Source organism: Pseudomonas sp. F1_0610 (genome assembly GCF_047470865.1).
Taxonomy (GTDB): Bacteria; Pseudomonadota; Gammaproteobacteria; order Pseudomonadales; family Pseudomonadaceae; genus JAZDRH01.
Map to the genome: position 1 here is coordinate 53,769 of NZ_JAZDRH010000005.1, position 13,271 is coordinate 67,039.

The following is a 13,271-nucleotide window of genomic DNA, read 5'->3' on the forward strand; positions in this document are numbered from 1 at the left end:
TTTTTTATCAAAAAAGATAATGAATTACCTATGTAAATCAGTATTGATAGAGATAGCGTATGCGCAGATGATGATATGACGAACCATGAAATCACTTATCTTTTAACGAAAAAAAGCGATAAAACTATTGCTCAATTTCTAAATGAATCGCAAAAAAGTTACCTAACCCAAACGGGCGTTTGGGTACTATGGGCTAACCAAACAGAACTCTTAGCTTGGAATGCAAAACCAGATAAAACCTATTACACAGGCGCTTATGCACAGCGTAAACTCTCATCCTTAGTTGCCCCACAAAGCCAGGTATTAAAGGCTAACCTTCATTTACTTTTGCACGGCAGATGAACGAGCTAAGTGCTTATATCGCTCTGACAAAGACAATAAAGAAATACTAAAGAACAGAGATTTATTTGAAGAGTATTTATCTTATAACGTGACAGAAGCAGACAAACAGCGCTGGGTAATGATGAATTACTAACACTAGATTTTACCAATAATTATTAAGGCTGGTTAGATTTTTAGCCTAATAATAGGATTCTATAGCATGAATATATCGTTAAAGCCTATCACCCAACAAAATTACGAAGCCATTTGTGATTTAGAAGTGTACGAAGCACAAGAAGAATTTGTTGCTAGCAATGTATGGTCACTGGTTGAGGCTGCATTTAATCCAAGCTATATAACTCGAGGAATTTTCTTAGATGAACAGCCTGTTGGATTTTTTATGTGGGTTCCTGAAACAACAGATAAAACTTCTATTTGGCGCTTTATGCTTGATAAAGCATATCAAGCTCAAGGCATAGGACGCCAAGCAATGTTATTAGCCTTAGCTGAAATTCAACAAAGTTTAGCACCTAAACAAATTGAAATTTGTTATGACCCTAATAATCCTATCGCTAAAAATTTTTACGCTAGCTTTGGTTTTATTGAGCAAGGTTTAGATCAAGATGGTGATGACATCTTAGCTATTAAAGAATACTAATTGGTCTCTAATATTCCGCCACAAGCATTTGATTGCACCAATAAAAACAGCCGCATAAAGCGGCTGTTTGTTCTTTAGATAATTCCTTAAGCTAAGGCTTTCTCTTGGTAGCCTTTGTAAGCTAAAGGAATAAAGGCAACACAAATACCTAAAATAGCCACAAAACTAATGTACCACGCAGGACCCATTGGACTTTTCGCAAGTAAGGCCAAAGTTAGCATTGGTGTAATAGCACTAAATACAGCGTAAGCTAAGTTATACGAGAAGGATAAACCTGAATAACGAATAGCCGCAGGAAAAGCACGTGTCGCAATAATAGGTGTAGTCGAAATAGCCCCTGTGAATAAGCCCATTAATGCAGCCACCCAATAAACCGTGTTAATTTCAGGTTTTAGCGTTAATACATAATAAAAAATGCTAGCTGTTACTGCTAAACCACCCCACGCCAGTAACATGGTTGCACGCGTTTTAATTTTATCTTCCAAGAAGCCAAATAGGATACAGCCAATAGTAAGGGTTAACGCCAAAATACAGCCCACCACACGTGCATCTATCACCTCAAATCCATAGATTTTTGGCAAAATAGCATTGGGCGTCATTAAAATCCCCACCATTACAGTGGTAGATAATGTCCAAGTTAGCAAGGCAACAATAACGCATGCCCACTTGTGCTCTTTCATTACCGTCACTACCGGAATTTCCTTGGCAAGTTCTTTCTTTTCGGCCATTTCTTTAAATATCGGCGTTTCTGATAAGAAACGGCGTAAGTACACCGAAATTACGCCAAACAAACCACCCACAATGAAAGGGATACGCCATGCATAATCCAGCACTTCCTGTTTAGTAAAGACAACATCAATTAAGATGGACACCAAAAAGCCCAACATGATGCCACCTGTAATGCCACTGGTTAGCACACCAATACCTAAACCGTAGCGGTGTTTCGGCGTATGTTCAGCAATAAATACCCAAGCACCAGGCATTTCTCCACCAATCGCCGCTCCTTGAAGCATACGCATTAAAATCAATAATACAGGGGCAAGAATACCTATGGTTTCATAGGTTGGCATAATGCCAATCACAAAAGTTGGTGCGGCCATCATGGCAACACTTAGGGTGAACATTTTTTTGCGCCCTAGTTTATCACCAAAATGCGCCATAATAATGCCGCCAATTGGACGTGCAATATAACCTGCCGCAAAGCCGCCCCATGCGTACACATCTGCCCAAATAGTGCCAGCAGCGCTTAATGGTAGGAATAGAGGTTTAACTACTACCTCAATGTAGATAGCATAAATAACAAAGTCGTAGAACTCTAAAGTGCCGCCTAAAGAAGACAAAGATAATGTTTTATAGTCTTCTTTATTTAAAGGACGGGCAGCGGGTGATGCTGTAGCTGTTGCCATGATAAACCTTCATTTTATAGTCATTGTTAGTCAATTCACGCTCACTAAAAACAGTGCACAAAAGGCTCTATACCAGTATTTCTGTTCTTAATGGCGACTAACTTTTATCAAAATACTGCTATTTTTTATCACTTTAAACGCAACTCACCAAGTAAATTGCGAGCCGCCCCTGCAAGTAAGTAACTTTTTTACTTTTAAATTATTTTTTGGCAATTAAGACGCAGAAAAAAGCCTATTCTTAACAGGTTTAACCTAAGCAATAGCAGCTGTTTTTATTGTTGTTTGTGCAATTATAAAAAAGCCCATTACTCAATAATGGGCTTTAAAAATAATTATTCGTGCTGTAAACCTTTACGTTGCATATAAGCTGCAACATAACTGCAACTTGGGCGAATTTGCAGTTGTTGTTGGTCAGCATAACTAAGAGCCGCTTGAGTGAGAACCTGAGCAACGCCTTTGCCTCGTAACTCATCAGGAACAAAGGTGTGGTGCAAATCAATGATGCCTTCTTGGATGTGGTAATCCAAATGCGCTCTATAACCTTCTACAAGCGCCTCAAAGCAATGTTGCTGGGCATTATGTTGCACATTGATAATGTCACTCATACAGCCTCCAAAATCAGTAGCTTAATCACCTTTTGAGTGGCGCCACTACTTATAAATTAGTTATGCAGTAAAAACCTACTCAGTCTCCTTGAAGGCTGTAAAAGCGCCAATTACCCATTGGTCTAGCTATGCCCATTGTGCGTACCAAGCTAAATACTGAGCTTCATCCATTACCTCAATACCTAACTCATTGGCTTTCGCAAGTTTAGAGCCTGCTCCTGGGCCTGCTACGACACAGTGTGTTTTACTCGAAACAGAGCCAGATACCTTAGCTCCCAAGGCTTCTAATTGAGCCTTAGCTTGATCACGTGTCATGCTTTCTAAAGTACCTGTAAGTACCCAAGTTTGCCCTTGTAATGGTAGGTTACTTGTTATTTGTTTTTCGCTCGTCCAATGCATGCCAAAATCTTTTAGCTGCTGCTCAATACCTTTCGCTAACGTTCGATTAGCCTCATTTGAAAAATACGCCAACAACGCTTTAGCCGACTTTTCTGGAAAGCGATCAATAGCGCTTAAATCTAGCCAGTCAGCGGCTAACAGTGCGTCAAGGTTTGTATAGCGCTCAGCAAGGCGTTTCGCATTAGTGCTAGAAATACCTAGAATATCTAAACGTTCAATAAAGCCTGCAAAATCAGCAATAGCTGCAAATTCAGTGACCGTCTGTACTTCATCTTTGAAGTTAATACCTGCGCCTAGCAATGCTTGAATAACAGCCAAGTTATGCGCATCTTCAAAGAAGTTATGAATTTCAAATGCGGTTTCATAGCCCACATCAGGCAACCATGTCAGCACTTGCGGTTTAGCTTGAGAAACACGCTCTAAGGTGCCAAAAGCGCGCGCTAATAATTTTGAGGTACTTTCCCCTACATCTGGAATACCTAAAGCATAAATAAAGCGTGCCAGCGCCACATTTTTACTCTCAGCAATAGCCTTTAATAGGTTATTACTGGAAACTGTTGCAAAGCCTTCTAAGCTCATCGCCTGGTCAAAGTTGAGCTGATATAAATCAGCCGGTGATTTTACTAAGCCGCGCTCCACCAACTGCTCGACAATTTTATCGCCCAAACCATCAATATCCATGGCTTTGCGCGATACAAAATGCAAAATAGATTGCGTCAGTTGCGCCTGACAACTTAAACGCCCAACACAACGATAAGTTGCCCCTTCTGAAACAGTTTCTTTACCCTTACCACGACGAATAAGTTGTGTTCGCTCCACTTGCGAGCCACATACAGGGCATTCTTGTGGGATATGAATTTCACGCGCTTGCGCAGGGCGACGCTCTAGTACCACGCCCATTATTTGTGGAATAACATCGCCTGCACGGCGAATAATAACGGTATCCCCTACTTTTATACCGAGCCGCTCTACTTCATCCATATTATGTAGCGTAGCGTTAGATACCATAACACCACCCACCTTCACTGGCTGCAAGCGTGCCACTGGTGTTATAGCGCCTGTGCGCCCCACTTGAAATTCAACCTCTAATAATTCGGTTAGCTCTTCTTGAGCTGGAAATTTATGGGCAATAGCCCAGCGTGGTTCGCGTGAGCGAAAGCCTAAAGTGCGCTGATCTGCTAAGCTATTGACTTTAAACACCACACCATCAATCTCATAACCAAGGCTGGCACGTTTAGCTGCCATTTGTGAAAAGTACTCTAAACAGCCTTGCGCGCCCTGCATCACTTTTAATTCAGGACTAATGGGTAGTCCCCATTCTTTTAGCTGTTGCAAACTTTGTGCATGGGTATCTGCTAGATCTCCTTGGTTAATACCAATACCATAGGCACAAAACTCAAGTGGACGTTTTGCAGTAATCTTGCTATCGAGCTGACGCAAGCTACCTGCAGCGGCATTGCGAGGGTTAGCAAAAATCTTGGCGCCTTCTGCTAAGGCTTGCTGGTTTAGTTTTTCAAAGCCAGCAATGGGCATGTAAACCTCGCCTCGTACTTCTAAACGTGAGGGTATAGCTTCACCTTGTAACTTTAATGGAATATTGCGAATAGTGCGCACATTTGCGGTGATATCTTCGCCAGTGCTGCCATCGCCACGTGTAGCTCCACGCACCAGCACACCGTTTTCATACAGCAAACTAACAGCTAAGCCATCTAATTTAGGCTCACAACAATAGCTAATTTCATTTGTTTGACTAAATAAGTCACCTGCGCTGATCTCACGCCCTAAGCCTTCACTGGCTCGTCGGTTAAAATCTTGTATATCTTTTTCATTAAAGGCATTTCCCAAACTTAGCATAGGCACTTCATGCTGTACTTGGTTAAAAGCGGATAACGCCTGTCCGCCGACGCGTTGTGTTGGTGAATCAATGGTAATTAGCCCAGGATGCTCTGCTTCAAGTGCTTTTAGTGCTTGGAATAGCCGATCATATTCAGCATCAGGAATCGATGGCTCGTCCAGAACATAGTACTTGTAATTATGCGAGCGGATTTCTTCACGTAGTTGTTCTATACGTTGAGCCACATCCAAATGTTGAGTCATAACAGTATTCCAAATAAAAAGAGCAGCTAACGCTGCTCTTTATTGTTCTAAACCTTAGTGTTTGTGCATTAAGCGTTGGCGTTCGAATTCTACAATGCGTTGACGATAATGTTCCATCGTCTGCGCTGTTAAAACGCTACGGTGATCATCTTTTAGCTCACCATTTAACTCATGAGCCACTTTGGCGGCTGCTTGTGCCATTAAATCAAAAGCTGCTTTAGGGTCTTTCGGTCCAGGTAAACCGAAAAAGAAGCACACTGATTTGGTTGAGAAGTTATCAATATCATTAATATCAAAGGTGCCAGGGCGCAGCGCATTAGCCATTGAAAATAAGGTTTCACCTTTACCTGTCACGCTTTCATAACGATGGAAGATATCCATATCACCGTATCGCAAACCGCTTTCTAAAATACATTGTAATAAAGCAGGACCTTTAAACCCTGCTTCATCTTTAGATACTACGAAAATAGCAAAAATTTCTTTTGGATCTTCTGCCATAGTTGCAGCCTTAGTTTCTTCAGGCGCTTTGGCTGCAGTTTCTTTCGCATTAAAATCTTGCTCGGGTTCATCTACAAAATGCTCTGTTGCTTCATCAATATCAGCATGCAAGCCTGAATCAGTGAGATCATCTTCTATTTCAGTGTTGAGTTGTTCTTCGTTAAACTTTGGTTCTTGCTTTTCTGCACGTTTAGTCACACGAACAGGACCTAGGATGTCGTTGCTAGGTTCTTCTTCTGGGAAACTATTGGCTAGGTTACGGTCAAGTTTAAACTTGAGCTTACTTTTGCTGCCGTAAACACGTCGCCAAGCATCAACCAACACTACGCCAATGACAATAACGCCAATGACAATCAACCACGTACGTAATCCGAAATCCATAAGGATGCTGACTCCCACCTAAAACCTAAAAGCTACACTAACTGCAAATAATGTGACTTCACTCTGTGCATTGAATGATAGTTCATATCACACTGAAAAACTCCCAATAAACTAGCATGTTAGCCAGTTTTTCGAAACCACCTAAGCCGCTTTAAATACGAAATTATTCAGATTTTGCAATATTTCCTTAACTTTCAGCCATAGCTGCAGCTTCTTCGATATTGACAGCTACTAAACGTGAGCAACCCGGCTCATGCATAGTAACCCCTAATAATTGATCTGCCATCTCCATTGCGATTTTATTATGCGTAATATAAATAAATTGCACACTTGTCGACATTTCTTTCACTAATCGCGCATAGCGCCCAACGTTAGCATCATCTAAAGGTGCATCTACCTCATCAAGCATACAAAACGGTGCTGGATTCAGTTGGAAAATAGAAAATACTAAAGCTAATGCTGTTAGTGCTTTCTCTCCCCCTGAGAGCAAATGTATGGTGCTATTTTTCTTACCTGGCGGACGCGCCATAATAGCTACCCCTGTATCGAGTAGATCTTCCCCAGTTAGTTCCAAATAAGCTTGGCCACCACCAAATACTTTCGGAAATAAGCGCTGTAAGCCATCATTAATTTTGTCAAAGGTTTCTTTAAAGCGATTGCGCGTTTCACGGTCAATTTTGCGAATCACATTTTCCAGCGTCGCTAATGCTTCGTTTAAATCAGCATCTTGCTCATCTAAATAGGTTTTACGCTCAGATTGCTGCTTATATTCTTCAATGGCGGCAAGGTTAATAGCACCAAGACGAGTAATGCGCTCTTGCACTTGCTCAAGCTGCGTTTGCCAATCGGCTTCACTGGCGTCTGGCGCTAATAATAGAAGCACTGAATCCAGATGATAGCCCTCAGCTGTTAGTTGCTCTTGTAAGGTATTACGACGCACTTCTACTGTATGTAAATCAAGCCGTTGTTTTTCTATTTGACTACGTAATACTTGCGCTTGTTGTTCTGCCTGATGACGAATACGCTCCTGCTCTCGAATTTGATTGTCAGCCTCTTCTAACTGTACCCGCGCTGCGCGAAGTTGTTCATCACGCTCTAATCGAATGCTGAGCTGTTCTTCTAGCTTAGCCTTTAGCTCCTCTAAGGGTGATTCACCTGAGGTTAAATCTAAAGCCAGCTGATCATGTCGTGCTAAAGCCCGTGCGTACTGCTGCTCTAGTCGTTCCAGCGCTTGTTTAATGGACTTTTCTTCAACCCATAATGATTTGATCTGCACATCCAACTGATGCGTTTTTTGCTGACTTTGTTGCATTTGCCAGCGCACTTGCTCTAAACGCTCACGCGCATTATCCCGTGCCGCTTGCAATTGATAGCTCTGCTCGGTGACAGTAGCCGACTGCGCTAGTGCTTCTTCTAATAAAACCTGCGCTTGCGCTTTATTTTCCTGTTCAATGGCAATGTTTTCAGCCAGCTCAGCCAAGTCTGTTTGTTGTTGTTGCTCTCTAAGTAGATATTGCTCTTGCTGATTACGCACAATCGCCAGTGCTGATTGCACCTGAGCTAACTTAGTCGCACAACCTTGCTGTTGTTGGCGGCTCTCTTCTAGTTGTTGCTCAAGCACCATTAGATGTAACTGCACCTGTTGGATTTGCTCAGTTAGTGTTGCCACTTGCTCGGTTAACTCTTGGGCACGCACAAGTAATTGATTGATACGTTCAACACGCGCCAGCCTTGATCCTTGCTGTGTTTGAGCAGCCTGCACAATTAAACCATCATAGCTTAGCCATATGCCTTCCGGCGTAATAAGGCTCTGCCCAGCGGTTAATTGGGAGTGTTGTTGCCATGCCTGCTCAAGCGTTTCAGCTAAAAACACATTGCCCAGCACGGCAGACAAATCTAAACCACTCTGTACCTGTGCTTGCAAAGTATTCGCTACAGCGTTAGTACTGCTTTCGCGCATGAATTGTAAAGACAACCAGCCCGTTTCAGGCAATTGTTTAGGCACTGCCTTTAACTCAATCACACGTGCTTGTAAGCGTTCAGCTAAGACTAACTCCACAGCTTGCTGCCACTTTGGCTGCACTTGCAGCTGCTCTAGCACACGCGGCAACTGCTCTAAACCGTGCTCTAACAGCCAATCTGTAGCTTCTTCATCTACGCTTAGAGCAGCTTGTTGTAATGCCTGCAGCTTAATACATTCCCCCTCAACCTCTTGCAGCTGAGCAACAGACTGCTGCTTATCATGCTGCAATTGCTGCAACTGTTGACGTTGTTCTTGCAGTTGGCTTTGTAGCGTTTGTGTTACAGCCTGTTGTTGACTGTGCATAGCTGCCAGTTCAATTTGCTCTACTTGCTGTTCTTCAAGCCTCTGCTGAAAGTCCTGAGCAGAACTCGTTTGCTGTTCAAGCTGCATTTTTTGTTGACGTTGCTGCAAGCGCTGCAAGCTATCCTCAAGTTGGCTAATACGTGCTTTTTGCACGTCTATTTGACGCATAGGTACTTGATTTTGTTGCGCCAGCTGCTCCCACTCCTGCTGAATACGCTCAAAGGTGTCTTGAGCTTGGAATAGTTGCTCTGCATCTTGCTCACTTGTTGCTGCTAATACCTCATACTCTGGCAATAAGCTGTGCAGTTGATCTTCAACACGAGCTAAATTTTCTTGGTCTTGTTGCAAATGCAGTTGAGCTTCTTCGCGTAAGCGTGCCGACTCACGCAGTTCTGTTTGTAGTTGCTGTGTACGCTGCTGACTGTGCTGAATTGTTTGTTCTATACGTGCAATTTCACCAGCAACAGCATAATAGCTTGCCTGTACCTGATTAAAATGCTCATTCAGTTCATGGTTAGCATCGCGGATTTGTTCAATAGCAGTATCTGCTTTGCATTGTTCAGCCACTAAAGCTTCCAGTGCTGTTTGCTGACGACTTAATGCTTGCTCAAATTGATCACTATTTGCGGCTAGGTCGCGCCAGCGAATCGCTGTTAATTCAGCTTTAAGTTGTTTTTCTTGCTGTTTAAACTCGGTATAGCGTTCAGCGGCATGGGCTTGTCGCTGTAAACGCTCTAGTTGACGGCCTAATTCCTCACGTAAGTCGGTTAAACGCGCCAAGTTATCTTGCGTGCGCCGCATACGGTTTTCCGTTTCGCGGCGGCGTTCTTTATATTTTGAAATGCCGGCAGCTTCTTCAATAAATATCCGCAAATCATCAGGGCGCGCTTCCACTAAGCGAGAGATCATGCCCTGCTCAATAATGGCGTAACTACGCGGTCCTAAACCTGTACCTAAAAACAAATCGGTAATATCGCGACGGCGGCACTTAGTACCATTGAGAAAATATAGACTCTGTCCATCACGCGTGACCTTACGCTTGACAGATATCTCGCCATAGGCGGCGTACTCACCTAGTAAACTGGCATCGCTATTATCAAAAACCAATTCAATGCTGGCTTGAGAAATTGGCTTACGCGTATTAGAACCATTAAAAATAACATCGGTCATGGACTCGCCACGCAGATTTTTCGCTGAGCTTTCCCCTAACACCCAGCGAACAGCGTCAATCACGTTGGACTTGCCGCAACCATTGGGCCCTACAACAGCCGTCATATTGCTTGGGAAGCTTGCCGTTGTTGGATCAACGAAGGATTTAAACCCTGCTAAACGAATACACTTTAAACGCAAGGTTAAGCCTCATCAATGGTTGATAAAATGGCATGGCAGTTACGTCTACAATACTCATTAATAGTGGCTATCATGCGCTCATGATCACGGCTATGAATAGCGATTAACATCTGGTCGTAGTTTCGCGTAAATTGCAACATTTCTTCCATGCACTGCTCAATGGCTAAATAATAAGTACGGCTAATTGCAGGCATATAGTTAGATAACGCCTGCGACAAAAAAGGGTTTTGGATTATAGGTTCAGCGTGGCGAATAATAGCGACTTTTTGCTCTACAAAACCACGAATATTATTACTACGTAAACAAGATTCAATATTGCGTCTCACTTCAACAAACGGCAATAGCTGCGCTTCCGTTTGCCAGCGCTCACAAAGCAACCTGCCTAGCAAGGCATATAGGGTATTAACTACATCATACAAGCCGCTAATAAGCTGAGCATCTAACGGCTGCACATGAGCGCCACGGTTTGGGGTAATTTCTACAAGATAGTTGCGCTGTAAAATCAGCAAGGCTTCACGAACAGTACTACGGCTGACGCCTAAAGCTTGGGTTACCGCTACTTCACGAATAGGGTCACCGTCTTTTAGCTCTCCACGAATAATTCGCTCAGCTAACTGATAAGCTACACTTTGAGCTAAACCGCCTTGCTTTGAATCCGCCATAACACTCCCTAACGGGCAAAAGTAAAATCATACCAAGTAGCTATATTCTAGCCTAACACTAAGATCAATCAGGCATTAGGTTAACAGTTACGCTAAAATAGCCGCAGTGTCATTTTTGGATAGCCTAATGAGTGAGTTTAAACATGCCAAGCTTGATTGGGATGAACAAGGTCAACCTTTGTCCAATCAGTTTGATGATATCTACTTTTCCCGTGAAAGTGGTCTTGCCGAAACCCAGTACGTTTTTTTACAACAAAACCATCTGCCACAGCGCTTTACAGCGCTAGCACCATGCCAAAGATTTGTTATTGGTGAAACAGGTTTTGGCACAGGTTTAAACTTTCTAGCCACCTGGCGTTTGTTTGAGACACTAGCTCCTAGCAACAGCCAGCTGCATTTTATCAGTGTTGAGCGCTATCCTTTAACAGCTACTGATCTCACTAAAGCCCTTAGTCTATGGCCTGAGCTTGCAAGTTACAGTGAGCAATTATTACCACAATACCTAGCTATTCAAGAAGGCTTTCAGCACTTAAGCTTTGCCAATGGGCATATAACGCTAAGTCTACTTATAGGAGATGCGCAAAGCATGCTTGAGCAATTAGATGCTCAGGTTGATGCTTGGTTTTTAGATGGTTTCTCTCCTGCAAAAAACCCTCAAATGTGGAATGAACAGCTATTTGCCCAACTAGCACGACTTTCATCACCCAACACCAGTTTAGCCACCTTCACCAGTGCAGGCTTCGTGCGTCGCGGCTTAAACGAACAAGGCTTTGCCATGCAACGTATAAAGGGCTTTGGGCAAAAACGCGAAATGCTAGTAGGTACTTATCAGAAACCGGCTAGCTACCAAAACCTACCTTGGTTTGTACGCCCCACTCATGCTTTCAAACAGCGCAAAGCCGTTATTCTTGGTGCTGGTATCAGTGGCTGCGCTACTGCATACAGCTTAGCAAACCGCGGTTGGCATGTTGAAGTGCTTGAGCAACGGGAAGCTGTTGCACAAGAAGCCTCAGGTAATCAACAAGGTATTATGTACTTAAAGCTTTCTGCTCATGGCACTCAGCTGACTCAATTAATTATGTCAGGCTTTGGTTATACACGGCGTTTATTAGCAAGCCTAGGAGATAGCGTCGCATGGCAAGGCTGTGGTTTATTGCAATTACCGCACACCGAAAAAGAGGCTTTCCGCCTTAAAGAGCTGACAACAAGCTTTCCTAAAAGCTTGCTTTATAGTGTTAACAAAGAACAAGCAAGCACCTTAGCTGGCATTCCAATTGAACACGAAGGTGTGTTTTTCCCTGACTCAGGCTGGCTTAATCCGGCCTCACTTTGCCGTACGCTATTGAATCATCCTAATATTCAACTACGTCTCAACTGTCCTATCACCGATATTGCATATGAGCATGAGCAGTGGCAATTATTTAATCAGCAAGCCTTGATTACACAAGCCCCTGTATTAGTACTCTGTAATGCAACTAATGTGAAAAATTTTAACCAAACCGCTCATTTACTGGTAAAAAACGTGGGAGGGCAAACCACGACAGCGCCAGCAACTATGGCAAGTCGAGCATTAAAAACAGTGATTTCGGCCGAGGGCTATTGCGCCCCTGCATGGCAAGGTCAGCATACGTTTGGTGCAAGCTTTAATTTTCGCCCAAACGGGCAAGAAGTCACCGCTGAAGAACAACAAAGTAATTTAGCTTTATTGGAAGCTATTAGTACGGAATTTAAGCAAAGTTTAGCGATCGATAGCAGTCAACTGGGTGGTCATGCTGCTTATCGAAGCACTACGCCTGACTATCTGCCTTTAGCCGGCCCTATCGCTGATGCACAAGCTTTTGCTAAAGTTTATGCGCGTCTGCGGCGCAATGCGCGCAAAGTGCCCGAAGGCGAGTGTCCATGGCACGTTGGTTTGTATACAAATAGCGCGCAAGGATCACGCGGCATGATTACTGCTCCACTAATGGCGGAATTAGTGGCTGCTTATATTAATAACGAACCACTTCCAATTGATAAAGAGTTAGCTAATGCCTGCCACCCCAATCGTTTTTTAGTAAAGCAGTTAATGCGCAATGAGCGCTAATAAAATGAGCGCTCCAGTTGAGTATCACGTTGAAAAATCACTTCTTTTAACGTCAATCTAGCATCGCAATGCTTGCCATTAGAACCATTGACTATGGTCATACCTGAAAGGTTAAGCTTTAACCGTTCAGGTTCGGCTTCCAATAATTCGATTTTTATTTTTTCAACATTTTCATGAGCGAAATAATAAAAATTAGTTAAGCACTCATTTAATTGCTCACAATAACCTGCCGCTTGGTAGAGTAAGTGCCCTTTTTCTAATGGTTCCTCAATAGGGCTCATTAAAGTGACTTCAAAATCAGGCTCAGCCTGTATAAGCTCAGCCAATTCATTGCATACTTGTACTGGCTGGGCATTATTAAAGGCTAAGATAAACTCCCACTGCCCAGCATTATTGCGGTACTGATTAAATTTTGCATCATTAATAGCAAATTGCTCGCTGGCAAACTCCATATGCTCAATTAACAATAGGTTAGTCATAGACGT

General features: G+C 43.0%; 10 protein-coding genes. 3 read left to right on the plus strand and 7 right to left on the minus strand.

The genetic code is table 11. From position 1 onward, the window contains the following. Positions 1 to 75 precede the first annotated feature (75 nt). Together VQ643_RS04510 and VQ643_RS04515 are read left to right on the plus strand one after the other, a co-directional pair. Positions 76 to 342 (plus strand): hypothetical protein, encoded by a 267-nt coding sequence (locus VQ643_RS04510; RefSeq protein WP_414198091.1) that lies wholly within the window; start codon positions 76 to 78, stop codon positions 340 to 342. Between the two features lie 199 nt (positions 343 to 541). After that, positions 542 to 979, plus strand: coding sequence for a GNAT family N-acetyltransferase (locus VQ643_RS04515; RefSeq protein ID WP_414198092.1), 438 nt, complete (start codon positions 542 to 544; stop codon positions 977 to 979). Between the two features lie 86 nt (positions 980 to 1,065). On the opposite strand, the gene VQ643_RS04520 is transcribed toward VQ643_RS04515, so the two are convergent. The 6 genes from VQ643_RS04520 to VQ643_RS04545 form a co-directional block, all read right to left on the minus strand. Beyond that, positions 1,066 to 2,385 (minus strand): MFS transporter, encoded by a 1,320-nt coding sequence (locus tag VQ643_RS04520; protein ID WP_414198093.1) that lies wholly within the window; start codon positions 2,383 to 2,385, stop codon positions 1,066 to 1,068. Positions 2,386 to 2,717: 332 nt separating this feature from the next. Continuing rightward, entirely contained in the window at positions 2,718 to 2,990 is a 273-nt protein-coding gene (locus tag VQ643_RS04525) for a GNAT family N-acetyltransferase (protein ID WP_414198094.1), read from the minus strand. Between the two features lie 126 nt (positions 2,991 to 3,116). Then, positions 3,117 to 5,486, minus strand: coding sequence for an NAD-dependent DNA ligase LigA (gene ligA / locus VQ643_RS04530; RefSeq protein ID WP_414198095.1), 2,370 nt, complete (start codon positions 5,484 to 5,486; stop codon positions 3,117 to 3,119). A 54-nt stretch (positions 5,487 to 5,540) separates the two neighbouring features. Continuing rightward, entirely contained in the window at positions 5,541 to 6,365 is an 825-nt protein-coding gene (zipA, locus tag VQ643_RS04535) for a cell division protein ZipA (protein ID WP_414198096.1), read from the minus strand. A gap of 187 nt (positions 6,366 to 6,552) precedes the next feature. Next, positions 6,553 to 10,041: a chromosome segregation protein SMC gene (smc, locus tag VQ643_RS04540; RefSeq protein WP_414198097.1), complete on the minus strand. Its 3,489-nt coding sequence runs from the start codon at positions 10,039 to 10,041 to the stop codon at positions 6,553 to 6,555. 2 nt (positions 10,042 to 10,043) lie between these two features. Beyond that, positions 10,044 to 10,703 (minus strand): GntR family transcriptional regulator, encoded by a 660-nt coding sequence (locus VQ643_RS04545; RefSeq protein ID WP_414198098.1) that lies wholly within the window; start codon positions 10,701 to 10,703, stop codon positions 10,044 to 10,046. 127 nt (positions 10,704 to 10,830) lie between these two features. Between VQ643_RS04545 and mnmC the strand changes: the two genes are divergently transcribed. Beyond that, entirely contained in the window at positions 10,831 to 12,786 is a 1,956-nt protein-coding gene (mnmC, locus tag VQ643_RS04550) for a bifunctional tRNA (5-methylaminomethyl-2-thiouridine)(34)-methyltransferase MnmD/FAD-dependent 5-carboxymethylaminomethyl-2-thiouridine(34) oxidoreductase MnmC (protein ID WP_414198099.1), read from the plus strand. Here mnmC and VQ643_RS04555 read toward each other — a convergent pair. After that, entirely contained in the window at positions 12,783 to 13,265 is a 483-nt protein-coding gene (locus VQ643_RS04555) for a hypothetical protein (protein ID WP_414198100.1), read from the minus strand. The two genes, mnmC and VQ643_RS04555, sit on opposite strands and share 4 nt — an antisense overlap. Between the last annotated feature and the right edge of the window lie 6 nt (positions 13,266 to 13,271).

What these genes read in the sequence shown, in the direction of transcription:
- VQ643_RS04510 (WP_414198091.1), top strand. Translation starts at nt 76, where the DNA reads ATGACGAACCATGAAATCACTTATCTTTTAACGAAAAAAAGCGATAAA.
- VQ643_RS04515 (WP_414198092.1), top strand. Translation starts at nt 542, where the DNA reads ATGAATATATCGTTAAAGCCTATCACCCAACAAAATTACGAAGCCATT.
- VQ643_RS04520 (WP_414198093.1), bottom strand. Translation starts at nt 2,385, where the DNA reads ATGGCAACAGCTACAGCATCACCCGCTGCCCGTCCTTTAAATAAAGAA.
- VQ643_RS04525 (WP_414198094.1), bottom strand. Translation starts at nt 2,990, where the DNA reads ATGAGTGACATTATCAATGTGCAACATAATGCCCAGCAACATTGCTTT.
- ligA (WP_414198095.1), bottom strand. Translation starts at nt 5,486, where the DNA reads ATGACTCAACATTTGGATGTGGCTCAACGTATAGAACAACTACGTGAA.
- zipA (WP_414198096.1), bottom strand. Translation starts at nt 6,365, where the DNA reads ATGGATTTCGGATTACGTACGTGGTTGATTGTCATTGGCGTTATTGTC.
- VQ643_RS04545 (WP_414198098.1), bottom strand. Translation starts at nt 10,703, where the DNA reads ATGGCGGATTCAAAGCAAGGCGGTTTAGCTCAAAGTGTAGCTTATCAG.
- mnmC (WP_414198099.1), top strand. Translation starts at nt 10,831, where the DNA reads ATGAGTGAGTTTAAACATGCCAAGCTTGATTGGGATGAACAAGGTCAA.
- VQ643_RS04555 (WP_414198100.1), bottom strand. Translation starts at nt 13,265, where the DNA reads ATGACTAACCTATTGTTAATTGAGCATATGGAGTTTGCCAGCGAGCAA.